Raw genomic sequence first — 23835 nt, forward strand, 5'->3', positions numbered from 1 at the left:
GCATCTACCGCGCCGATACCATCCTCGCCTTGCCGCACCGGGCCTCCCGGGATTCGGAGCAACCGTTGACTGGTTACCCGGCAAACCTACGGCATCTACCCCGCGTCGGGCACCGATAGCCGCGCGGCCGCGTCGGCGGCGACCACCTCGGCGAGCACCTCGTCCAGCTTGGACGCGGTGATACCGAAGGTGGTACGCACCGCCGAATCGTCGACGACGAACTCGCGATGGGACATGTGTTTCGTCTCGAACAATTCGGTCCAGAACGGGTCCTGCTGGGCGAATTCGGTGATCTCCTCGTCGGTGAGCACCGCGAGTTCGGGTGTCGCGACGTCGGCCAGCTCGGCGAGCCGGTTCGCGATCTTGCGCACGGTCGTGGTGATCACCGGGGCATGCCAGGCCCTCCCCCACGACCGGTCGTCGCGCGCGACCGCCACCAGCGCGGCCGCGGCATCACCGGTCGCGGTGTACGAGTGCGGGAGGTCGAGTTCCTGCGGAACCTTGACCGGGGTGTTCGACAGGACCGCGGCCTGGACGAACAGGGTGAAGACCGAGACAGCGGCCGCGCCGAGGAATTGCCCCGCGCGCACTTCGGTGACGCGCAGCCGGCCCGCCTCGTGCGCGGCGAGCGCATCGGTCCACATCCTGGCCCTGACCGCGCCCTTGCTGCCGTTCGCGGCGAGCGGGGTGTGTTCGGACACGACGCCCTCGACCGGGCCGTAGCCGTACAGGTTCCCCAGCATGACCAGGTCGGCGCCGACGGTTTCGGTGGCCGACAGGATCGAGCCGAACAGGGGCGGAACCGTTTCCGGCCAGGTGTGATACGCGGGCATCGCCATGTTGAAGACGGTGCTCGCACCGGTCGCGATCTCGATCAGAGCGGTGGTGTCGAGGGCGTCGAGGGCGATCAATTCCACGTCGGGACGGGTGGGGCCGAGCCCGGTCCGGCTCACCATCCGTACCCGATCCCCGGCTTCGACCAGCGACAACGCGGTGGCGGTAGCGGTGCCGCCACGGCCGATCACAACATGAGTGGACATGTGAATTCCCTTTCACAACAACATCTTTCGATGCGGGCGGCGGAGTTCCGCCCGCGCCTTCCACGATGCCGTTCGCGAGACGGCTAAACTAGTGGCCGCACTGCCAGCTATCCCAAGGATCAGGCCATGAAGACCATTGCCGTGGTTGCTGTCCCACCGGTGAAGTCCTTCGATCTGTCGATGCCGGAAACGCTGATGGGCTCGATCACGGTCGACGGCGAGCCCGGTTATCGCGTGGTGGTCTGCACTGCCGTGCCAGGGGCCCTGCCCTCGATGACGCCCGGTGGGTTCGACGTCGTGATCCGGCACGGGCTCGAGGTACTCGACACCGCCGACGCGGTGATCGTGCCGAGCACCGGCAGCCGCGCCGACGCGGATCCGGTGACGCTGAAGGCGCTGCGCGCGGCCGTCGACCGGGGCATCCTGGTCACCTCGATCTGCAGCGGCGCGTTCGTGCTCGCCCAAGCCGGACTGCTCGACGGGCGCACCGCGACCACGCACTGGGCCCTGGCCGAGGAGCTGGCCCGCGACCATCCGCTCGTCCAGGTGCGCAGCGACGCACTGTTCATCGAGGACGGACCGGTGACCACCGCGGCGGGCGCGGCAGCCGGAATCGACCTGTGCCTGCACCTGATTCGCGCCGACTACGGCGCCACCGTGGCGAACGCCGCCGCGCGGGCCGCGGTGGTGACGCCCGTGCGGCCCGGCGGACAGGCCCAGTTCGTCGACACACCACTACCCGCCGACGACGACCTGTCCCTCTCCGCCACCCGGACGTGGGCGCTACAACGCCTCGACACCCCCGTGTCCCTGCGCGACCTGGCCGAACACGCGCGAATCAGCGTGCGCACCCTGAGTCGCCGATTCCACGAGGAGACCGGCCTCAGCCCACAGAAATGGTTGCTGAGCCAGCGCATCCACCGCGCCAGGGAACTCCTGGAATCGACCACTCTGCCGATCGAACAGGTCGCGCGGCACAGCGGCATCGGGTCGGCCGAGTCGTTGCGCCAGCACATGGTTCGCCAGGTCGGCGTCTCCCCGAGTACCTACCGCGCGAATTTCAGTACGGCGCGATAGGCGGATAGCCGGGGTAGGGCTGGTAGCCCTGCGGCGCCCGAGCCGCGAAGAAGGGCGAAGACGTCCGGTTCCACAGCAGGATCACCGCGGCGAGCCCGATCGCCAGGGTGACCGTGCTGAACACCAGCGCGATCCCCGCCGTCGAGGTGACGAACGCCGTCACCGTGCCTCCGGCATAGAGCAGCGCGTTGATCCCGAACAAGACCGTCCCCGTGATCCGGCCCCAGTTCTTTCCCGCCCGGCAGACGAACGCCATCCACACCCACAGCCCCACCGTCACCAGCGAACTCAGGAGGGCGCCGCCGACGCTCGCGTACACCAGAAGATCGAGTTCGTCTCCCCGCAACACCCCACCCGACGCGTCGAGCGCAGCACTACGCGTCTCGTCGAGCACGGTGAGCGAGTAGGCCATGCTGAGCAGCGTGACCACCGCCCCCGCCAGCATCACGTAGAACGCGATCTGCACACTCTGCGGAACGACCCGAGGCCCGGCGTCCACCGGCGCACTACCCCCGGGATACGAAGCACCCGGCCCATAGGGCGGCGGCGGCGCGTAGGGCGGCGGCGATCCCACCGCACCCGGCACCGGGCCGTACGGCGGTTGCGGGACGGCCTGGCTCGGCGGTTGCGGATAGGCGCCGGGAACCGGTGGATTCGCGGTCCCCCGCGCCGCCGACTCGTCCGGGTACGCCGTCAGCCCGTCATCCTGCGATGAATAGCCCTGACCTGCGGACGGATCTGACATCGAGCGGTGCCCCCTTGTTGTGAAGTCGGCCCAACTCTAGTCGCAGCTGCCCGCACCGGCTGCCTGTGCGATCGGCGTCAGCGAACGCCGACCAGCTCCCTGGCCGCGCTCCGATACCGATCGACGATCAACCGGACAACCCCGGGATGCACACCGATCGGCTCGGCCACCCCATCGGCACCGGCATCGTGCAACCGCTGATGAAACAGCCCGTGCGCCAGCAGATACGAAGCGATGAACACCCGTTGCGCACCCGATTCACGCAGCGAGGCAAAGACTTCGGGCACACGCGGCGTCCCGGTCGCCACATACGCGATCTTCACCGGCGCGCCCAGCTGCTCGGCCAGCATCCCCGCGGCCCGCCGGACATCCTGGCGCGCACGCGAATCCGAAGAACCGGCGGCCGCGAACACCACCGCGTCACCGGGCTTCCACCCGGCCGCCCGCAACCGCACCGCCATGATCCGGGTCAACGCCGGATCCGGTCCCATCGCCTCGGTCACAGCCACCGCGCCGTGCCCGCTCTCGGCGACCTCACGCGGAACGTCCTGGTACACGTGATAACCGGAAGCGAGGAACGCCGGAACAACGACAGCGGGCCCATCGAGATCCCGCAGCACCTCCGACGGCGAGGGACCGAGCACGTCGACGAACGCGGTCCGCAACGCGGTATTCGGCGCCGAGGACACCGCGACGCCGAGTTCGGCGGCCACCGCGTCGGCCAGCGCGGCGATCATCTCCACCCCGCGCGCACTGCGAGTCCCGTGCGCGACCAGCACCAGAGCCGGATCACCCGGCTGTCCGGCGCTCACCACACCCCGATCGCTTGGGCGGGCCGGGGCGAGCGGGCCGGTGTTCCGATCCCCGCGGCGTGCGGTGCCTGAACAGCCGCCCGCACGGGCGTGTCGGAGCAGTCGGCCGCGTCCAGCGCCAGCCGGTACCCGCGCTTCACCACGGTCTGGATCGCCTTGGGAGTGCCGAGGCCGGCCCGCAGTCGCGCGATCGCGGTCTCCACCGCATGGGTGTCGTCACCGCCACCGGGCAACGCGGCCAGCAGGTCTTCGCGCGAGACGACCCGACCGGGCTGACGAGCCAGCGATCGCATCAACGCCATCGGGGCGGGCGCCAGCTGGCGCACCTCACCGTCGACGACAACACATCCACCACGCACGCTGATCAGATGACCGGCGGCGTAGATGCGGCTGGCGCGACGCGGAAGTTCTTCTGCCACATGGCGAGCCAGCGCGCCCAAGCGGGCACGACCGGGCATCGTCGTCGGCACGCCGAGTTCTTCCAGCGGGGCCGCGGTGATCGGGCCGACACAGGCGGCGAGCACCCGGCCGCGGAACGCGTGCAGCACCGACTCGAGCAGTCCGGTTTCCTTGGCGCGCATCAGCAGTGACGCCACAGCGGGCGCGCTGGTGAAGGTGACGCAGTCCAGGCTGCCGGAGATGATCGATTCGATCATGTTGTCCATCGGCCCACGATCGGCCGGCGGCTCCCAGCGGTACACCGGGACCGGGACCACGTCGGCGCCCGCGCAGCGCAGCACCTCACAGAAGTCGGGAACCGGCTCCCATTCGGTGGTCGCGCCGTGCAGCTGCACCGCGATGCGGACGCCTTCGACGCCCTCGGCGAGCAGATGGTCGAGCACCTCGGCCGAGGACTCCGAGGCAGGCGACCATTCCTCACGCAGTTCGGCGGCGCGAATCGCGCCCTTGGCCTTGGGGCCGCGGGCCAGCATCCGGGTGGAGGCGAGGGTGTCGCGCAGGACCTCGGCCAGGCCCCAGCCCTCCGCCGCTTCCATCCAGCCGCGGAAGCCGATGCCGGTGGTGGCGACGGTGATCTGCGGCGGATCGGCGATCAGCAGTTCGGTGACCCGTTCGAGCTCGGTGTCATCGGCCAGCGGGATGATGCGGATGGCGGGGGCGGACACCACGCTCGCGCCCTTGCGGGTGAGCAGGGTGCTGAATTCCTCGGCGCGGCGAGCCGCGGTGACGCCGATGGTGAAGCCGGCAAGGCAAGGGCCACTGTCGGTGGGAGAGGTCATGGGGTCTGCACCGGCTCGTTGGAGACCGCGACGACGCCGCCGTCGAGTTGGACGGCGTACACCGGCAGGGACTGGGACTCGTCGTCGAGACAACGGCCGTCGATCAGCGAGAAGGCCTGCTTGAGCAGCGGCGACGCGACGACGGGAACACCGCCGCGATCACCGATGATGCCGCGTGACATCACCGCGGCCCGGCCGAACGGATCGATGTTGCCGACGGCGGCGAGCGTGCCGTCGGTGAGTAGGAACAGAGCCGCCTGACGGCCGCCCTTCAGCAGGACAGCCACGCCGCGCCCCGGGATCAGGAAATCGAGCCGGCAAGCCTGGGTCCAGGTCACGGTCTCAGTGGTGATGGTGGGTGTGTCGATAACGGTCATCGGTTCCTCCTCCGAACGCCTTACCTATTGGTACAGGCGCCCTGTTTCCGCAGCGTTAAGGGCTTATTTCCCGGCCGGTGCTGTGTCCGAAGCAACACCGACGGGCATGCCGGGAAGACCGAGGAGCACTGGTACCTTGCGTTCTCCGCTGTCGTCGAACGAAATCGTCGGGTCGGCTTCGTCAGGGGCATTGACGAAGGAGACGAAGCGCGAGAGCTTGTTCTCGTCCTCGAGCACGGCGGCCCACTCGTCCTTGTAGCCCTCGACGTGCTTGGCCATGGCGGCCTCGAGGTCACCGGCGATGCCGAGGCTGTCGTCACAGACGACGGCCTTGAGGTAGTCGAAGCCACCCTCGAGAGCCTCCTGCCACGGCGCGGTGCGCTGCAGGCGGTCGGCGGTGCGGATGTAGAACATCAGGTAGCGGTCGATGTAGCTGATCAGGGTCTCGTCGTCGAGGTCACCGGCCAGCAGCACCGCGTGCTTGGGAGTCAGGCCGCCGTTGCCGCCGACGTAGAGGTTCCAGCCGTGCTCGGTGGCGATCACGCCGACGTCCTTGCCACGGGCCTCGGCGCACTCCCGCGCGCAACCCGACACGGCCAGCTTGATCTTGTGCGGCGAGCGAAGGCCGCGGTAGCGCTTCTCCAGCAGCACGGCCATGCCGACCGAGTCCTGCTGGCCGTAGCGGCACCAGGTGGAACCGACGCAGCTCTTCACGGTGCGCAGCGACTTGCCGTAGGCGTGGCCGGACTCCATGCCGACGTCGACCAGGCGCTTCCAGATCAGCGGCAGCTGTTCCACGCGGGCGCCGAACAGGTCGATGCGCTGACCACCGGTGACCTTGACGTAGAGGCCGAACTCCTTGGCCACCTCGCCGATCACGATCAGCTGGTCGGCGGTCACCTCGCCACCGGGCATCCGCGGGACGACCGAGTAGGTGCCGTTCTTCTGCAGGTTGGCCAGGAAGTGGTCGTTGGTGTCCTGCAGCGCGGCCTGCTCGCCCTCGAGGATGTGCTCGCTCGAGGTCGAGGCCAGGATCGAGGCGACGGTCGGCTTGCAGATATCGCAGCCCGAGCCCTTGCCGTGCTTGGCGATCAGCTCGGAGAAGGTGCGGATGCCGGTGACGGCGACCACGTCGTACAGCTCGGCACGCGACTGGGTGAAGTGCTCACACAGCGACTTCGACAGCGCCACGCCGGACTGCTCGAGCAGCTTCTTGATCATCGGCACACAGCCACCGCAGGAGGTACCCGCGTTGGTGCAGCTCTTGACGGCCGGGATGTCGCAGGCGCCCTCGGCGATCGCGCCGCAGATGGCGCCCTTGCTGACGTTGTTGCAGGAGCAGATCTGGGCGTCGTCGGGCAGCGCGTCGGCACCGAGTTCGGCGCCGGCCGGGGAGATCAGCGCGGCGGCGTCGGCGGGCAGCGGGCGCCCGACCAGCGGGCGCAGGGCCGCGTACTGGCTGGCGTCGCCGACCAGGATGCCGCCCAGCAGGGTCTGGGCGTCGTCGGAGACGACCAGCTTGGCGTAGGTGCCCTTCGCCGCGTCGTGCAGCACGACCTCGAGCGCGCCCTCGGTGGTGCCGTGCGCGTCACCGAAGGACGCCACGTCGACGCCCATCAGCTTCAGCTTGGTGGACATGTCGGCGCCGGGGAATTCGCCCGCCCCGCCCAGCAGGCGGTCGGCGACGATCTCGGCGGTGGTGTAACCGGGGGCGACCAGGCCGTAGCAGACGCCCTCGATCGCGGCGCACTCACCGATCGCGTAGACGCTCGGGTCGGAGGTCTGCAGGGTGAGGTCGGTCAGGATGCCGCCGCGGGCGCCGATCTCGAGGCCCGAGGCCTTGGCGAGGGCGTCCTGCGGGCGGACACCGGCGGAGAACACCACCAGCGAGGCTTTGATCTCGGCCTCGTCGGACAGGTGCACGGTGACCTTGTCGGCGCCTTCCTCCTCGATCGAGACGATCTTGGCGGTGCCGACACCCGTGTGCACGTTGAGGCCGATATCGGTGACGAGCTTCTCCAGGATCGCGCCACCTCCGGCGTCGACCTGGGCGGGCATCAGGCGGCCGTTGTACTCGATCACGTGCGGGGTCATGCCGAGCAGGCGCAGCGCGTTGGCCGCTTCCAGGCCGAGCAGACCGCCGCCGACGACCACACCGTGCGCGCCGGGACCGGCCGCTTCGGCGGCGGCGCGGATGCCGTCGAGATCGTCGATGGTGCGGTAGACGAAGCACTCGGGCAGGTCGTGGCCGGGGACCGGCGGCACGAACGGGTAGGAACCGGTCGCCATGACCAGGGCGTCGTAGGCGATGACGTCGCCGCTGGTGCTGGTGACGGTCTTGGCCTCGAGGTCGATGGACTCGCCGCGCTGGCCCAGCCGCAGGTCGACCAGCTCGTCACCGTCGTACATGTTGCCGGGCAGCGCCAGGTCGTCGGCGTTCCAGTTGCCGACGTAGTAGGACAGGCCGACGCGGTCGTACGCGGGCAGCTTCTCCTCCGACAGGATGATGACCTGCCACTGGCCTGCCTCGTCGCGCGAGCGAAGGGCTTCGACGAAACGGTGTCCGACCATGCCGTGGCCGACCACGACCGCTGTTTTACGAGTGCTGTTCATGAGAGTGACCTCCTTGGTAGTGGTCGGTTGTCAGCGAGCCGACGAATTGGCCGACGAAGCGTTGGTTTCGGCCTCGAGGACCATGTGCTCGGCCTCGACCACCACTGCGGAGTCGGAGGTGAGACGGGGACGGCGCAGGAAGACCGTCCAGGTAACGGCGGCGCAGACCACGTAGAAGGCGAGGAACACCCAGAACGCGGAGGTGGCCGAAGCGGTGCTGGCGTAGGAGCTGCGCAGCACCATGTTGATGCCGACGCCGCCGAGCGCGCCGATGGCGCCGACGAAGCCGATCAGCGCACCGGAGGTGTTCTGCGACCAGGCCGCCTGCTCGACCCGCGAGACCGGCAGGCTCTTGGACTTGGCCTCGAACACCGACGGGATGATCTTGGTGACGGCACCGTTGCCGAAACCGGACAGGACGAACAGGGCGATGAAGCCCGCGACCAGCATGGTCATGGTGGCGCCGGTGGCAACGCCCTTGTTTCCGTCGGCCATCGTCGAGGCGGTGACGACGAGCAGGGCCGCGAGCATCATGGCGCCGAAGGTGGCGATGGTGACCCTGCTGCCACCGATCCGGTCGGCCATCTTGCCGCCGTAGGGGCGGGCCAGCGAACCGAGCAGCGGGCCGATGAAGGCGATCGACGCGGCGTGGACGGCGGCCTGGGCGGCGGTGTCGCCCCCGGCCTTGAAGCTGATCTGCAGGATCTGGGCGAAAGCGAAGCTGTAGCCGATGAACGAGCCGAACGTGCCGATGTAGAGGAAGGCGATCGCCCAGGACTGCGGTACCCGCAGGGCCTTGACCATGTAGGACATGTCGGCCTTCTGGTTGGTCAGGTTGTCCATGTAGACGGCGGCGCCGACGGCGGTGACACCGACCAGGACCAGGTAGACCGCGCAGATCACCGAGGCGTAGTCGCCACCGAGGGTGACCAGCACCAGCAGGCCCAGCAGCTGGATCACCGGGACGCCGATGTTGCCGCCGCCGGCGTTCATGCCCAGCGCCCAGCCCTTGAGCCGCTGCGGGTAGAAGGCGTTGATGTTGGTCATCGACGACGCGAAGTTGCCGCCACCGAAGCCGGCGAACGCGGCCACGACCAGGAACGTGGTGTAGGAAGTGCCGGGCTGGTTGACGAAGTACAGCGTCAGCAGCAGCGGGATGAGCAGCAGGAACGCGGAGAAGATCGTCCAGTTGCGACCGCCGAAGCGGGCGGTGGCGACGGTGTAGGGGATGCGGAGGAACGCGCCGACCAGGGTGGGCATGGCGACCAGGAAGAACTTGCCCGCCGCGTCGATGCCGTACTTGTCGGTGGGCATGAACAGCACCATCACCGACCAGATCGACCACACCGAGAATCCGATGTGCTCGGCGATCACCGACCAGATCAGATTGCGCTTGGCGACGTCCTTGCCACCGGCTTCCCAGGCCGCGACGTCCTCGGCATCCCAGTTGTCGATGTCGTGGTTCCGCTTCAGCGTGCTCAAGATTGGGCCTCCCAAAAGTGCGATGGCCCAACGGTAGGAAATGGGTATTGCCGAAATGCTGCGGGAAATGTCGCTTGAATCAACGGTTTCTCACCTTCCCCCGATCAGGGAGGTGAGATCAGCCCTTTTGTTTCCGGCATGTGTCGCAACGATTTCCGCGCGTAAGGAAGCAGCAAGAAATCATCGGAAACGCCCGTGAGGGTGTGATCTGCACAGCATTACTCCGATCGCACCGGTTCGCAACTCGAACGGTGAGATCAATTCCAGCTGTCTTCGAGCATGCGCGGCTTGCAGGCTTGCCAGGCGCCCGCGAGGAGCACACCGAGGGCGACGAACAGCATGGCGAACGGGACGAGCCAGCCGCCGGTCCAGGTGTGCAGCATGCCGAACAGCAGCGGGCCCGTGCAGGCGATCGCGTAGCCGACGCCCTGGGTGAAGCCGGACAGTGCCGCCGAGCCATGGGGGGTGCGGGTGCGCAGGTTGATCAGCGTCAGCGCCATCGGGAAGGTGGACGGGCCCAGACCCAGCAGCACAACCCACAGCAGCGGTGCCTGCATCGGCGCCACCAGCAGGCCGATGAAAGCGGTCGCGAACAGCACCATGCAGCCGACGACGACGGGGAACGGGTTGCGCATCCGCGAGACCACGGTGGGCGCGCCCAGCGCCGGGATCAGCCCGATCAGCGCGAACAAACCGACCATGCTGCCGCCGAAACCGGCGCTCGCGCCCGCGTCGGACAGGATCTTGGGCAGCCAGGCGAACATGGCGTAGGTGGTCAGCGAGGTCATGCCGAACATGCCCGCCATCCCCCACGCCACCGGCGAACGCCAGACTCTGCCGGTCTCGGGCGCCTCGGCGGGTAGCGCGGTGGTGTCGACCGTGTCGCGACCACGCCGATCGCGCAGCACGACGAACCACGGGATCGCGGCGGCGAAACCGACCAGCGCCCACACCCCCATCGAGATCCGCCAGCCGTGCGCCTGCGCCACCGGCACGGCGATGAACGCCGGAATGACGGTACTGAGCTGCACCATCACGATGTAGAGCGAGCTGATCGCGGCCAGATGATCGCCGAAATACCGCTTCACCAGCGGCGGGATCACCACATTGCCGATGCCCATGCCGAGCAGCGCCACCCCGGAGAACGCCAGCAGTCCACCGGTACCGGTGGAGAACACCCGCACCAGCGACCCGGCGCCGGCCAGCAGCATCGCGACGAACACGGTGCGCTCCAGCCCGAACCGGCGCACGAACAGCGGCGCGATGAGCCCGGCGAGACCGAACATCGCGGTCGGCAACATGCCGAACACCCCGACGATCCCCGTCCCGTACCCGACCTCGGCGCCGATCGTCTCGGCAAGCGGACTGAAGGCGGTGACAGCGGCGCGCAAGGTGAGCGCCGACATGATGATGGCCGCCAGAACGAGCAGCCGACCTTCGATCAGCGACCGCTGGGTGATCTCGGAAGGCGGGTCGACGTGACCGCGCCGGTCGTCCTCGAGGGTCGACCCGGCGCCGGAAGCTGGCTGGAAATCACGGAGCGGCGGCACCCGGAAATCATAGGATGACCCGATGACTACTGCCAAGCGACTGTGAGCGATCTCCCGCGAGAACACGGGTAAATCACCGGGAACGGACTACCGCACAACCGACCTCTCGTCGGCCGCCGACCCAGGTCACCCAGTGCACAAGTCCGGCCTGAAGTCCCGGAGAGGCGGAACAGCCCAGTAACCTTGCTGACGTGCAACCCGTCCGGCGTACCAGCCTCATCGCCCAGGTCACCGAGCAGCTTCGGGCCGAGATCCGTTCCGGCCGTTGGCCAGTCGGCCAACGGATCCCCACCGAACCAGAGCTCACCGAGCTCACCGGGACCGGCCGCAACACCGTGCGCGAAGCCGTCCAGGCGCTCGTGCACGCGGGCATGCTCGAACGCCGTCAGGGCTCGGGCACCTATGTGATCGCCACCTCCGAAGTCGGCGGCACCCTGGGCAAGTACTTCGCCGACGCGCACGAACGCGACATCCTCGAACTGCGCCAAGCTCTCGACACCACCGCGGCGGGCCTGGCCGCGCGCCGCCGCGACGACGCCGATATCGCCACCCTCCAGCGCTTGCTCGCCGAACGCAGCAACCGGAATTGGGCCGAGGCCGACCCGGTGGCCATCGCCGCCGACGTCGAATTGCACCGCGCGATCGTCGTCGCCAGCCACAACGCGGTATATCTGGAGTTCTACGATTCGCTGCTGCCGATCATCGAGCAGGTGATCCACGCGCGGACCGCGAAATCCGACGACGCGTACGACACCGAGCACGCCGAGCTGGTCCAGGCCGTCATCGACGGTGACGCCGAGCGGGCCGTGCAGGCGGCCAACTGCTTCCTCGGCTCGCTCATCGCCGAATATCCGGACCGCTGAGCAGCGCGGAGAGACGCTTCCTAAATCCAGGTAACCGGGCTGTCACCACCAGCGAATTCGCACGGTGAGCCGTAGTTGCCGGGAACGTCACCTGCGGCCATTGTCACGCAACAACCGGCTCCTACCTTTATCTCGACACCGCAGGGAGCATCGTCGAACACCAGGCGAGCCGCTCCTATCGAGCCCGATCGAGAGGAAGCCGATGACCGCGATAGCCGCCACCGGCCATGAGACGGAAGCCCCGTCCTTCGAATACCAGAAGAAGGGCCGCTGGATCTCCCATTGGGACCCCGACAACAAGGGGTTCTGGGAATCCGGCGGCGCGAAGACTGCCAAGAAGAATCTGTACTTCTCCGTATTCGCCGAAAATCTCGGCTTCAGCATGTGGGTCATCTGGGGCTCCATCGTCACCGCGATGGGCCCGGCCGGCTTCGAGTTCCTGCAGGGTCTCGGCAAGGGCAACGCGGTCGCCGTGAGCAACGCGCTGCTGCTCACCTCGATCCCGACCTTGGTCGGCGCGGCCCTGCGCATTCCGTACACCTTCGCGGTACCGCGGTTCGGTGGGCGCGCGTTCACCGCGTTCAGCGCCGCGATGCTGTTCCTACCCGCGCTCGGCATCCTCTACTTCGTCAACCAGCCGAGCACGCCCATGTGGGTGTTCCTGGTGCTGGCCTCCCTCGCCGGTGTCGGTGGCGGCAACTTCTCCTCGTCGATGTCGAACATCTCGTTCTTCTTCCCCGAGGGCAAGAAGGGCGCCGCGCTCGGCCTCAACGCCGCGGGCGGCAACCTCGGTGTCGCGCAAACCCAGCTGATCGTGCCGCTGCTGATCACCTTCGGCACCCACATCATGGCCAAGGACGCGGGCGGCTACCGCTTCGGTATCACCCTCGCCGTGCTGTTCTGGCTGCCGTTCATCGCGGTCGCGACCCTCGGCGCGCTGTACTTCATGGACTCGCTGGCCGAGGCCAAGTCCGACGGCAAGTCCTACAAGCTGGCGCTGACCAACCGGCACACGTGGATCATGTCGTTCCTCTACATCGGCACGTTCGGCTCGTTCATCGGCTTCTCGTTCGCCTTCCCGACGCTGATCAAGGCCACCTTCCCCGACCTCGCCAAGATCGGCTGGATCACCACCCTGGGCAACCTGGCCTTCCTCGGCGCCCTGGTCGGTTCGTTCAGCCGCCCGTTCGGTGGTTGGGTCTCCGACAAGATCGGCGGCGGCGCCAAGATCACGGTGTTCGTCTTCGGCGGAATGTCGATCGCGGTGGCCTGCATCGTGGCCGCCGTCGACATGAAGAGCTTCCCGCTCTACCTGACCGCGTTCCTTGCCCTGTTCATCCTGGCCGGTATCGGCAACGGCTCCACCTACCGGATGATCCCGTCGATCTTCAACGCCACTGCCAAGAAGTACGCCTCCGAGCACGGCATGGACCTGACCGAGGCGGCCACCTCCGCCAAGCGTCAGGCCGGTGCCGCGATCGGTGTCATCGGCGCGGTCGGCGCCGCGGGCGGGTTCGTCGTCCAGCAGGCCCTTCGCCTGTCCAACGTCCACCTGAAGACCATGGCCCCCGCCTTCTGGGCCTACGCCGCCGTCTTCCTCGTGATGGCCGCCGTCACCTGGTGGTGCTACCTGCGCACCTCCTTCGCCACCGACAAGGTCCCCTCGCTGGCCTACGCCAGCGTCTGATCCATCCCCACCCACCCGAAAGCCACGTTCGGTCCCCTCCCGAACGTGGCTTTCGGCTGTTACGCCGTTTCCGTTGTTACCCACGTCGAAACGTATTACGGCACAACCGATGACAAGGACGCGTCCCAGCGTCCACACTGAGGAGGCAGTTGCACGGAGGGGACATCGGTGAGAATTCGACCGCGGCAACAACTTCTGGATCTCTGGCGCGCCCACCTGCGCACCTCGTTCCGCGATGGCGGGTGGGTCTGGGGCGGACGCGACGGACGCAATTCGATCAGCGACGCCGAACAGCTGATGTGCCTGCTGTATCCGTCCACCGAACTGGCGAGTTTCGCACTCGACCCGGACAGCATCGAGTCCGCCGACGATATCGCCGCGGTCATGGCGGCGCTCGGCGACAACCTCCGGGTCGGCGGCGCCCTGGTGACGAAGATCGAGGAGTTCTTCGACTCCTATACCGACGCCGCCGGGAATCCGATATTCGCGGGTGGCAGCTACTTTCGCGACTCGGGTTTCGGAGAGCCCTCGGCGGCGCAGCGTGAGCTCGAGGTGGTCGACTCCTATTCGATGTCGCTGAGTCTGTGCATCGCGTCGCTGCGCTTTCTGCGCGGTCTCGACCGGTATCTGGTGCACGAGGTGCGCCGCGAGGGCACGCACCTGAAGGAGCGCATCCACGCGCTGACCCCCCGGGTGAGCGTCCGACTCACCTCCGCGATGGGGGGTCTGATCCGAAGTTTCGTTATCCACACCCCGCCGTTCTCCTCCTCCGCCGGGCAGGAGATCCTGAAGCTGGTGAACCAGACAGGCGCCCCGGTCAAGGATGTCATCGCCGACTTCTCCGGTGCGCTCGAGCAGATCCGCGTGCAGGCCGAGAACGACGTGCGCAGCGGCCACACCCCCGGCCTCGATCTGCGCGACGACAACCTGGCTTTCGAATGCGGCTGGGCGTGGGGTATCGACACCAACGCGGGCCCTGCCGTCGAGGTCACCGGCCGGGTTGCCACCCAGCCCGGTTACGCGGTCACCGAGCCGTACCTCTACTTCACCCTGGTCGCGCTCGACGGCATCAAGGACCTGTACTCCCAGCGGACCCAGGAACCGGCGCTCCTCGAGCCGCATCAGCTCCAACTGGCCGAGGCGCTGAAGCGCCGCGCGGAGCTGACCCAGCGCTACTGGTCCACGATCTCTCGCTTCGGAACCGGGCGCTGGCCGCTGGAAGACCTGCCCTGGCGCACTTCCGACGGGAAACAGTCGGACTACTACAGCCTGGCTGTGACGGCATTTCTCATCCAGGACTTGCTGGAGCGGGAGTCCACCACCGATCTGGCACGCACTGTCGGGGTGTTACGGCAGTTGGCCCAGCGTGCCCGGATCATCAACCGGCAGGTCCCCGACGATCCTGCCGCTCGTCTGCACTATCCCGGAATTACCCTGACGCTCAAGGGATCCGAGGCCATCGAGCCGGGCACGGTGCTGGGTTATCACGTCAGCGACTTCACTACGCTCCTACTCAAGCGCAGCCTCCAGGCCGCCCGGCTGGCACGTGACGTGGACACCCGCGAGGAGCTGCTCGACCTGGCCGCCTCGGCCCTGCAGCACATGCAGGACCGAGCCATCACCGGCGGCCGTTCCGCGGGCCTGTGGGACAACCTCGGACCGGTCGGCGATGCCGCCGACGCCGCGCCATCGTGGTTCCTGACCGAACGCATGATGGAGTGCCTGGTAGTCGCACACAACACCTACACTCGACCGCCGCTGGCCACCCAGGCAATGGTGAACGCCGCGATCGGCAAGCTCAGTGAGGCCGAGCATCTGCTCAGCCAGGAGTTTCTTCAGGTCAGCGATGCCGTGTACTCGTCGCGATTCCAGGAGCTGGCCGCGATCCAGCAGTCGCTGGACCGGGCTGACGAGATCCTGACCAAGCGACCGCACACCGCCGAGGCGCTGGCGGCCGACGCGCTGCTTCGGCTCAACGCGCTCGCCTACGCCCGGGAGGACGCCACCCGATGAGCGCCGATGACGCCGCGCCGATGCTGGTCTTCGCGACCTCTGACAAGGGAGGCACGGGGCGGTCGGTTACCAGCTGCAACATCGCCTACAGATTGGCTCTGCACGGCCTCGATGTCGCCTATGTCGACTTCGATTTCGGCTCTCCGACGGCGGGCGCGCTGTTCGAGATCGGACACGCCGAACGCGGCATCACCGATGACCGCGGGATGCATTCGTATCTGCGCGGGAACACCGGCGAGCCTCGGCGGCTGATCGTCGGCCGGGAAACCGACCGACCCCAACTACGCCGCGACGCACCTGGAGCTGGGCAGCTGGTCTTGTTCCCCGGCGACCTGGGCGGCGCCGAATTCGGCTGCGACAATGCCATGGTGGCGCGCGGAACCGCCTTGTTCGCCCAGCTGCTGAGCGAATTCGCCGTGGTGATAGTCGATCTCAGCGCCGGACGCTCGGTCGCGCTCGAGATCGCATTGCGGGCCACAGCCTCGACCATGCTGGCGCACCGCGCGCATCGTTGGCTGGTCTTCCACCGGTGGACGCGCCAGCACGTGCTGGCGGCCGGCGGCCTGGTACACGGACAGCACGGGCTGATCAAGACCGGTGCGATCTGGGATCGTCAGCGCGACAAACTGCTCACAGTCGAGAAGTCCGAACAAGCCCGCCTCGCGTCGATGCGTTGTGTGCGCACGGCAGTCGCCGCATCGGACCGGACCCACACAGTGGACCGGCCTGCCCAGGCTGCCTGGCTGAAAGAACAGGCGAACGCCTTGCGAGAACTGGCCACCGCCAAGGGTATCGGCGCGGCCATGGTGCTGGGGCAGACACCGATCGAGCCGATGCTGCAGTGGCGCGAACAGCTCATCCTCGATGCCGACGTCAACGCCGGCCTCGCCGATCCGGCAACCGTCGCGGCGTACACGGATCTGGCTCGGCGGCTTACCGTTCCGACGACCTGGGACATCGAATAAATGAATCTGCCAACGTATCGGGAAGCGTCGGAGGAATCCGCCGTCGCGCCACTACCCATGGCCCATCTGTCGATCGAGATCTGCCACTTCCGGCACGAGGAAATCCTCTACGACACCGACCTGGTCCGCGCCCAATTCCGGCGCGCGGTCCCGCTGGTCGCCGCGTTCATCGAGTCGGCTCGGATCGAGTACGGGCCGGACACCAGGGTGAGTACCTGCTACCTCACCGACGATTACTTCCAGCCACGCTTCGAACCGGCCGAGGTGCTCGGCAGGCTGCTGGGCGCCGCGGCCGACGCCGGGCTGACCATCGACTATCTGGCCAGGGAATCCGGTTGCCACCGAGCGCCGGTTTTCGCGGGCGGGGTCGCCGTCGGCGCACCGATCCCGGTCGCGGAGATGGTGGCGGCGCGGCTCGTCGCGCAGCCAGAGGACGAGGAGGTCGCCAACGGCAGCAGACCACCGACCACCGAATCCGGCTGGCTGTGCAACGGGCGTCGGGAACAGGACGATTCGTCCCGCCTCGCCATGCATCCGCAGCCATATCGGCCCCCACAAGAGTACGGCCGCGGCGAGCATTCGATCTTCCTCGACGTGGAGTTGTGGCACGACCGGGACGAGGCCGCACGACGCTGGTCGTGCCCGTTCCTGGCTGCGGTATGGCAGCTGTTGCGCCTGGGCATGCTGCGCTATCACGGTGCCCCCGTCGTGGATCCGCAGCTGTGGCCCGCCGATCGCGAATGGCCGGACAGCTGGGAGGACCTGCCTCCCGTGGTACGGCTCAATCCGGACGCGGCGCCGTTCACGGCGTATCGGACGCTGTCGATGCTGCCCAAGCGCTATCTGCTGATCGAGTCGGCGGTGCGGGTCATCCTCGATCATCTCGCGCCGGATGACGACGTCGCCGCCCAGGTCGCCACCCAAGGTAGTGCCGAGCAGGTGGTGGTACCGCCCAAAGTCGTCGAACGCGTGGGGCACCTGCTACTCGATGGGACCTGACCGTGCCGCCTACGCCGCCGCGCCGCGCCGCGCCGGGACCGCCGACCCCGCTCGTGGTGCTGGGCGAAATCCGTACCTGCCTGCTGCCGCATTCGATGACCTTGGACGGCCAGGCCACCGACGAACTGCTGGCGACGGTGGCCGGGGCGTCCGTCCTGCGCCGCGAACGTCCTGGCCCGCTTGCCTTCTCACCCCGCCGCGCGACCGGCGTCGACTGCCATCTCGGGTGGGGCGCGACAGCGACCGCGCGCGTGGTGGGGACGGTGGCATCGACTGTGGTCCTGGTGGGCGGCCGATTGGTCCAGCTGTCGTCGCACACCACCGTAGTGCGGGCCCAGCAGAAAAAGCGCAGGCCGTGGTCTCATTACATCAGCCGGATCGGCGTGACAGAGGTGATCGGTGAGGTGCCCGACCGCGCGGTCGCCGACAGGCAGTTGGTCGCAGGCTATTTCGCCCCACCCGGCCCGAACACGCTGGATCTCGCCTCGATCTGTGCCAGGCATCTCGATGACCTGAGGTCCTCGCCGCTGCTGGATCAACGGCCGCAGCTGAGAGCGCCGACCACGCGACTGCGGTGGACCGCCGTCGTCGGGGGCAACGCCGGCCCGGCGGTATCGCTACGTCTCGAGAACGAGCTGTGCAGGGCGTTACGGGTCACGGTGCGTACGGCTACGGATCTGCCCGATGCCCTGCGGTTCTGCCAGGATGTCGCCGTCCACGACTGGCTCCTGACGGTCATCGACGCCAGAGTGCGGGCGGCCGAAGGGCTGGAGGACGGGCAGCAGGTCACCGTGCTCGCGCCCGTGCTCGAACATCTGGCGCACCTGTGGATGCCCGGCGCACAGGTCCCGGCCGCGATGCGGGCGCCGTGGCGGGACTTGCAGGCCGCGGCCAATTTCTCCAAACAGTGGACCGCCCGCGTGGAACAGGTGCAGCGCCGGATCGACGTAGCGACGTACTACGCCGCACGCGGCGGAAACCTGTCCGGCGACTGGTGACTACAGCCGGAACCACCGGCGGACCAGCAGCGCGAAGAACACCGACATCGAGACCGCGCCCAGCCACGCTTCGGCGGCGAACAGGATTCGCGCCTGCGGAGCCATGCCCACCGCATTCGCCGGATCGAGTGGATTGAGGAAGGTGAGGACACCCAGGTAGACGACCTCGGTCCACGGCTTGTTCCCTGCCCACAACAGGGCGAGTGCGGTGCACACGATGATCTGCACGACAACCCAGCCGAGCAGCCGGAACGGCTGATACCCGTAACCGCACAGTAGATCCGAGACGATGCTGACGCCACGCCGCCAACCCGGCGCGGCGGTGCGACGGCGGGCTCGCGCCAGCGCCAGCGCGCAGCGATCCTCGGCTCCGGCATTCTTGGCGCGGCGGTGCAGCTCCACGGCGCCGCTCCAGGCGCGCACCGCGTGCGCAGGTAGATCGGCGCGGGTGAGCGCGGTGGCGAGCGTCTCGTATCGGGCGGCGAGCAAGGTGTTCTGGGCCGGGCTCAGCCGAAGTGGCCCGCGGAATTCGACTTCCGCGGCGATCAGCCCGGCGATCAGCGGCGTTCGCCAGGCCTCGTCGCCGGGTGCCGCGTTCGGGGCCCGCTCGTACAGCACGCCGAAACGCAGCTTGTTGCTCTGCCGCCCGCGGATGAGTAGTTCGGGGCGGTCGAGCAGGGCCTCGATGTGCGTGTCCAAGTCATCCAAGGTGCCGGTTCCGGCGACCCCGACCTGCTCGAGTCTCTGGGTGTAGCGCAGTGCGCGATCGCCGATATCGGCGATGACCGATTCGTGCGATGACTGCGGCCTACCCCCCGGCATCCGAATACCCCCGCATCGAGCCCAGCCGAATCAGGTTCCAGTGTAACCGTTTTCGCCGGTTTCTACCGAGTGGTCGCTGGGTAGGCGGTGCAGCTTGTACACCAGCACATCACGCGGTTCGTCTTCGCCGAAGTATCGCTCGTCGTGCTCGCGTAGCACGAAACCGAACTCTCTGAACAGGTTGTAAGCCGAGACGTTCTTCGGGTCGACGGTCAACCAGATCTCGTCGACATCACCTTTGTGCCGACAAACCCGGATGCTGCGCCGCAGCAGCCCACGACCGTAGCCGTGACCGCGCCGATCGGGCGACACCGCCAAACTGATCAGCCACGCTCTCGAGCCTTCGCCCATGATGGTCATCGCGTATCCGACAACCTTGTCCTCGTCGCCGCAGGGCTCGACGGCGACGACGCAGCGCGAACTGTTCAAGTCCATGAACTGGCGCAGGACGAAGAAGGGGTAACGGTCACGGAAGGCCGCGCCATCGATCACCTGAATATCGGGCAGATCGGCCTGCGTGGGCTCCCGATACCGCACGGCTTCCTCGATGGTGGTCATCTGCTCCCTTGCGTTCGCGCACAAGAACCTATGAAGTCAAGCCTAGACGCCGCACCTGATCACGAACATCGAAATCAGAGGCAGTGTACTCAGCTTTTACACGACAGCATCCGCGACATCGGAGGCGCGTGTCGGGTCGCAGTGCCTTACACGAACACGGTCACATCCCTTCTTCGCCGGCGCAACCCCTACACTGGTACCCACGTCGCTCTGTCCACCAGTCGTCGCGCCAAGTTGTCGAAAGCCACCACCGTCGCCCAATTCGCGATACCGGCGCCAACATCGGCATCGAGAACAATCTGCTCCCGCCACTGCAGCAACCGGTCGACGGGGACCTCCCCCAGCGACACGCTGTCACCGAGTCGATACTCAGCAGCGAGAGACCGCAGGACATCGTGTTGTTTGAGCAACCAGGCCGCCTGTGGACCGCCGCCTGCGGCGTGCTCGCCGGTGACGCAGGGAACAGCAGTGCGCACGAAGCGGATTCTGGCCAGGAGGTCGTCAAGGCCATAACCGAGCTCGACTGCCCTCGCCAGCAGGCCCTTGGGTCCGTGCACCACACGCTTCGCGGACATCAGGTGCTGGCGGGTCCAGCGGTGGTAGACGAGCCAGTACACCTCGTTGTCCGGCATATCCAGTGGCCGGGTGGCTTCCAGCGCTATCTGCATCGCCACCGATCGGCCCGCACTGAGGTCGACGATCACCACCTTGAAGGTGCTGTCCAGGTCGAGCAGTAACTCACGGCAGCGCCGCACCACCTGACGATCGTTGGCCGACACGGCTTCGCCGCAACCCTCGTCACCCGGCAGGAGGACCAGCGCGGCCCCGCGAGAGCGTCGGCTGTGCAACGCTTTTCGATGGGTGCTCGCCCGCACGTCCACGCGCCGATGGATGCTGTCGTGGCCGAGCAGATACGAGTGCAGCCCGTTGCCCGTCTCTGCGCCACTGTCGACCGAGCCGATCTCGAACACTGCGCCCGCGCTGGGCGAGCCGAGATCGAAATCGACGTAGGCCGTGCTGATGCCGTGCAGGCTGAGCCGATAGGCCAGATTGCAGCTGGTCACCGACTGGCCGACACCGCCCTTCCCGGACGCAGCGAAGACGATCATCGTCAAGAACTCCGCATCGCGTCGAGGCGGGCCCAGGCGAGTCGATCGAGTTCGATCAGTGCCGCCGAGACGAGTGTGAACGTGGTTCCCGGCTGCGCATCAATGACGCTCCTCGCCCGGTCCAGCTTCTGCTCGACAGCGTCGAGCGCGAACCGGTTGGCCGAGGTGTCGTAGACTCCGACGTCGAGCATCGCTTGATTCAGCAGGTGCTCGGCCTCGTGGAGCAACTCGACTGCCCGGACCACCATCGCGGGCGATCGCAAAGATACCGCACGATAAGTGCGGTCGGCGGCGACCAAGCACTTGACGATGCGCTCGGTCATGTACCACGACGGGAGCGGCCCACGCTGTGCCGACGCACCGAATGCCGCGCCGGGATCGTCCCACAGACCGGCCGCGTCGCCATCCGAGATCATCCGATGATCGAGGTGATCCATCACCTGCTTCGCCAGTTCCATCAGCTGGTCACGGGCGGTGATGTTGCCCGACAAACGAGCCGCCCGCAGCAGCCGCTCGAGTAGTACCGGTGCGAAATCCGAGGCGATCCAGTCCAGTCGAGACCCACCGCCGTCGACGAGTTCGCTGCCGCGCAGTGTCATCCGCACACCCGGACAGTGCAGGGCGACCGACGGGTCTGCCCGCGTCGGCCTTCGCGTGATTCGCCCGCGTCGCGCCAGCTCGTCGAAAATGCCGACCGCCCTGGTCAGATCGTCATCAGCGGCGCTACGTTCGACCAGATCCTGGATCAGCACCGCCGAGACGAGCAGACTGAAATAGTCCGATTCCTCGCCGTCGGATGTACGCCACGGAATATCTTCCAGCGGCCAGGTTCCGGTGCCGAAACGGGCGACAGTCGACCAGTAGCGCTGGGTCATTTCCCAGCGCAGTCGCAGCGCCTCGGCCAGACGTTGCTGGGTTTCGTCGAGCAGGCCGAGTTCCCTGGTGCGTGATGACAGCACGTCGCTGATCGCATCGAGTGCGGTGATGGTGAAGTGGAGATAGGGCCGGCGGTCGGCGAATCCCTGACAGGAACCGATCGTGGTCGGCACGAAATCGACCGGGCCGGCTTCCTGGACGATGCCCCAGCTCCAGCCACACTCGAAGAGCAGATCCTCGTTGTCGAGTTCGGACACCAGCGCCGGACCGAGCATCACATCGCAGCGCAGACGGGCCCGCACGCGTTCGAGGCTCCGAGAGATGTCATGGATCACAGAGCTCTGCGGCTGCCCCGACTGATTCAGCATCCCGAGTATCGCTCTGCCCGAAGGTGAGTGCGGGGCGAGCGTGTCGACCGCGAAACTGCGCACGAGGCCGGTCATCGCGGCAGTCAGCCGGGTGCTCACATCGCGGCTCAGGTCGGCGATCCGCGTGCTGATCGCTGTGCGCCGCTCAGCCTGCGCCCACCGGTCGAATCCGCGCGCGAAACCGAGCGCCGCGATACACACGGTGACCGACCGGGAATACCCGTCGACCACCTCGAGAGCGCGCTGCGCGGCCGTCGGATCACCATCCTCGGGCGATCTGAGATAGCTGCCCGCGGCGAAGCGCGGTACGTCGTCGGCATCGGTGTTCCGGGCCAAGTACTCCTCGATGAGACCGAGAACCGTGGTGCCGATTCCTACCGGTCCCCCGAAGGCCGCCAACACCTTCCGCACATCCTCGGACATCGATGCCGGCTGATCCAGCGCGAAGGTCTCGATCTCCGCCGCCGGATACAACAGGCACAGCAGCTGTTCGGAATCGCTGATCGAATCGGCGCCGAGGATGCCGTCCCAGCGCCACTTCTCGTCCCGATAGCAGGTCGAAACCATGGCACCCCAGATGTCCAGGATCTGTTGTCTTGGCTGGATTCTCATCGCAACAATCCTCACCGCTCGTGACTGCCGCAGTGAGTCCGCGAGCCGACGTAGGACGCACGGCAGCGATGCTCGATGAAAATAGCACGGCTGACACCAGAAAACGTTGAGTGTCAACAGTTTTGAGTTCGATGACGACCGATAGGTCAGAGCAGGTGCGGTTTCCGCGTTACAGTGCCAAACGGACCATGTCCGCGGTCCGAGCGAGTCCGGGGAAGGCTTCGGGGGTCGAACGCGGGTGCAATGCGTGGACCGCCAGGCGGAACATCAAGGCGCGTAACAGCATTTGGGGCCATTCGGGCAGAGTCGCCCAGCGGTCGAGTAAACCGTCATCGCCCCCGCCCCAAGCCAGTGCGTCGACGACGACGACCCCCGCGGCCCAGGTGGCGGGGCGCCAGTAGGGGGTGATGTCGGTGAGGCCGGGGGTGTGGGCGCCGGTGAACAGGACGGTGCCGAAGAGATCGCCGTGGACGAGTTGGTCGGGGCTGCGGACGGGTTTGCGCAGCGTGGCGAGCTGGCCGATCAGTTCGAGGGACCGCTGACCGTCGGGGGTGGCGGCGATGGGGACGCCGCCCGCGCGCAGGGTGCGCAGCGGGACCGATTCCCAGGCGGCGCGGTCGGCGGCGACGAACACGTCCACGTCGACCCACGGGGCGACGGGCGGCTGGACCAGGAAGCGGGGGCGTTCCAATTCCGCTGTCGCCTTGTGCAGACGCAGGGAGACCGAGACGACCTCGTCGTGGCGGGGCTCGGGGGCTCCGTCCACGAAGGTGTCGGCGCGCCAGCCGGAGACAACATAGCGTCCGTCGGTGGCGCGGACGGGGCGGGCCACCCGCAGCCCGTCGACCGCCAGGTGTTCGCGTACTTTCGCCGACCACGCGGCCCTGGCGTGATCGGCGACGGGGCTGAGCACCACGTCACCCATGCGCCAGCCACCGTCCCAGTCTCCGAGGGAAACCGGCGTCACTTCGCGAAGCCCGAATGTGGCTCGCACATGCTCGGGAGGTTCGACTGAGGTCACGGCCGTACCG

Annotated in this window: 20 protein-coding genes; 7 read left to right on the forward strand and 13 right to left on the reverse strand. The window is 67.4% G+C overall.

The features are described 5' to 3' along the window. Positions 1-95 precede the first annotated feature (95 nt). Positions 96-1040 carry an NAD-dependent epimerase gene (locus ACFULV_RS01540; RefSeq protein ID WP_378651964.1) on the reverse strand — a complete coding sequence of 315 codons (945 nt, stop codon included), beginning with the start codon at positions 1038-1040 and terminating at the stop codon, positions 96-98. A 126-nt stretch (positions 1041-1166) separates the two neighbouring features. On the opposite strand from ACFULV_RS01540, the gene ACFULV_RS01545 reads away from it, so the two are divergent. Then, positions 1167-2117 (forward strand): GlxA family transcriptional regulator, encoded by a 951-nt coding sequence (locus tag ACFULV_RS01545; protein WP_378651967.1) that lies wholly within the window; start codon positions 1167-1169, stop codon positions 2115-2117. Here ACFULV_RS01545 and ACFULV_RS01550 read toward each other — a convergent pair. From ACFULV_RS01550 to ACFULV_RS01580, 7 genes are all read right to left on the reverse strand, one after another. Further along, entirely contained in the window at positions 2101-2862 is a 762-nt protein-coding gene (locus tag ACFULV_RS01550; protein ID WP_378651970.1) for a hypothetical protein, read from the reverse strand. The two genes, ACFULV_RS01545 and ACFULV_RS01550, sit on opposite strands and share 17 nt — an antisense overlap. Positions 2863-2939: 77 nt before the next feature. Then, positions 2940-3677 carry a sirohydrochlorin chelatase gene (locus ACFULV_RS01555; protein WP_378651973.1) on the reverse strand — a complete coding sequence of 246 codons (738 nt, stop codon included), beginning with the start codon at positions 3675-3677 and terminating at the stop codon, positions 2940-2942. After that, entirely contained in the window at positions 3671-4912 is a 1242-nt protein-coding gene (locus ACFULV_RS01560) for a uroporphyrinogen-III synthase (RefSeq protein WP_378651976.1), read from the reverse strand. Before ACFULV_RS01560 ends, ACFULV_RS01555 begins: the two co-directional genes overlap by 7 nt. Then, positions 4909-5289 (reverse strand): nitrite reductase small subunit NirD, encoded by a 381-nt coding sequence (nirD, locus tag ACFULV_RS01565; RefSeq protein ID WP_101466100.1) that lies wholly within the window; start codon positions 5287-5289, stop codon positions 4909-4911. Before nirD ends, ACFULV_RS01560 begins: the two co-directional genes overlap by 4 nt. A 63-nt stretch (positions 5290-5352) precedes the next feature. Further along, positions 5353-7902, reverse strand: coding sequence for a nitrite reductase large subunit NirB (gene nirB / locus ACFULV_RS01570; RefSeq protein ID WP_378651978.1), 2550 nt, complete (start codon positions 7900-7902; stop codon positions 5353-5355). Between the two features lie 30 nt (positions 7903-7932). Continuing rightward, on the reverse strand, positions 7933-9387 hold the full coding sequence (locus tag ACFULV_RS01575; RefSeq protein WP_378652417.1) for a nitrate/nitrite transporter: 1455 nt from the start codon (positions 9385-9387) through the stop codon (positions 7933-7935). 254 nt (positions 9388-9641) lie between these two features. After that, positions 9642-10790, reverse strand: a complete 1149-nt coding sequence (locus tag ACFULV_RS01580; RefSeq protein WP_378652419.1) for an MFS transporter — start codon at positions 10788-10790, stop codon at positions 9642-9644. Between the two features lie 335 nt (positions 10791-11125). On the opposite strand from ACFULV_RS01580, the gene ACFULV_RS01585 reads away from it, so the two are divergent. The 6 genes from ACFULV_RS01585 (at position 11126) to ACFULV_RS01610 (ending at position 18459) form a co-directional block, all read left to right on the forward strand. Then, complete coding sequence (locus ACFULV_RS01585) at positions 11126-11797, forward strand: FadR/GntR family transcriptional regulator (protein ID WP_101466098.1); 672 nt, start codon at positions 11126-11128, stop codon at positions 11795-11797. Between the two features lie 202 nt (positions 11798-11999). Next, entirely contained in the window at positions 12000-13484 is a 1485-nt protein-coding gene (locus ACFULV_RS01590; RefSeq protein WP_378632738.1) for an MFS transporter, read from the forward strand. Between the two features lie 168 nt (positions 13485-13652). After that, complete coding sequence (locus ACFULV_RS01595; protein WP_378651980.1) at positions 13653-15497, forward strand: SCO2524 family protein; 1845 nt, start codon at positions 13653-13655, stop codon at positions 15495-15497. Then, the gene (locus ACFULV_RS01600; protein WP_378651983.1) at positions 15494-16462 is read left to right on the forward strand and encodes an SCO2523 family variant P-loop protein; all 969 of its coding nucleotides are present in this window, start codon (positions 15494-15496) and stop codon (positions 16460-16462) included. The genes ACFULV_RS01595 and ACFULV_RS01600 overlap by 4 nt, the downstream gene beginning before the upstream one ends. Then, a complete protein-coding gene (locus ACFULV_RS01605) occupies positions 16463-17461 on the forward strand; it encodes an SCO2522 family protein (RefSeq protein WP_378651985.1) in 999 nt (332 codons plus the stop codon). A 2-nt stretch (positions 17462-17463) separates the two neighbouring features. Continuing rightward, on the forward strand, positions 17464-18459 hold the full coding sequence (locus tag ACFULV_RS01610) for an SCO2521 family protein (RefSeq protein ID WP_378651987.1): 996 nt from the start codon (positions 17464-17466) through the stop codon (positions 18457-18459). Here the strand turns inward: ACFULV_RS01610 and ACFULV_RS01615 are convergent, their stop codons facing one another. From ACFULV_RS01615 to ACFULV_RS01635, 5 genes are all read right to left on the reverse strand, one after another. Continuing rightward, positions 18460-19281: a hypothetical protein gene (locus tag ACFULV_RS01615; RefSeq protein ID WP_378651990.1), complete on the reverse strand. Its 822-nt coding sequence runs from the start codon at positions 19279-19281 to the stop codon at positions 18460-18462. 30 nt (positions 19282-19311) lie between these two features. After that, positions 19312-19839, reverse strand: coding sequence for a GNAT family N-acetyltransferase (locus ACFULV_RS01620; RefSeq protein ID WP_378651993.1), 528 nt, complete (start codon positions 19837-19839; stop codon positions 19312-19314). Positions 19840-20027: 188 nt separating this feature from the next. Beyond that, complete coding sequence (locus ACFULV_RS01625; RefSeq protein WP_378651996.1) at positions 20028-20948, reverse strand: SCO2523 family variant P-loop protein; 921 nt, start codon at positions 20946-20948, stop codon at positions 20028-20030. Between the two features lie 2 nt (positions 20949-20950). Further along, entirely contained in the window at positions 20951-22804 is a 1854-nt protein-coding gene (locus tag ACFULV_RS01630) for an SCO2524 family protein (RefSeq protein ID WP_378651999.1), read from the reverse strand. Between the two features lie 169 nt (positions 22805-22973). Continuing rightward, complete coding sequence (locus ACFULV_RS01635; protein ID WP_378632716.1) at positions 22974-23825, reverse strand: TIGR02569 family protein; 852 nt, start codon at positions 23823-23825, stop codon at positions 22974-22976. Positions 23826-23835 lie beyond the last annotated feature (10 nt).

It is taken from the genome of Nocardia sp. NPDC057272 (genome assembly GCF_042668615.1).
In the GTDB taxonomy this organism is placed as follows: Bacteria; Actinomycetota; Actinomycetes; order Mycobacteriales; family Mycobacteriaceae; genus Nocardia.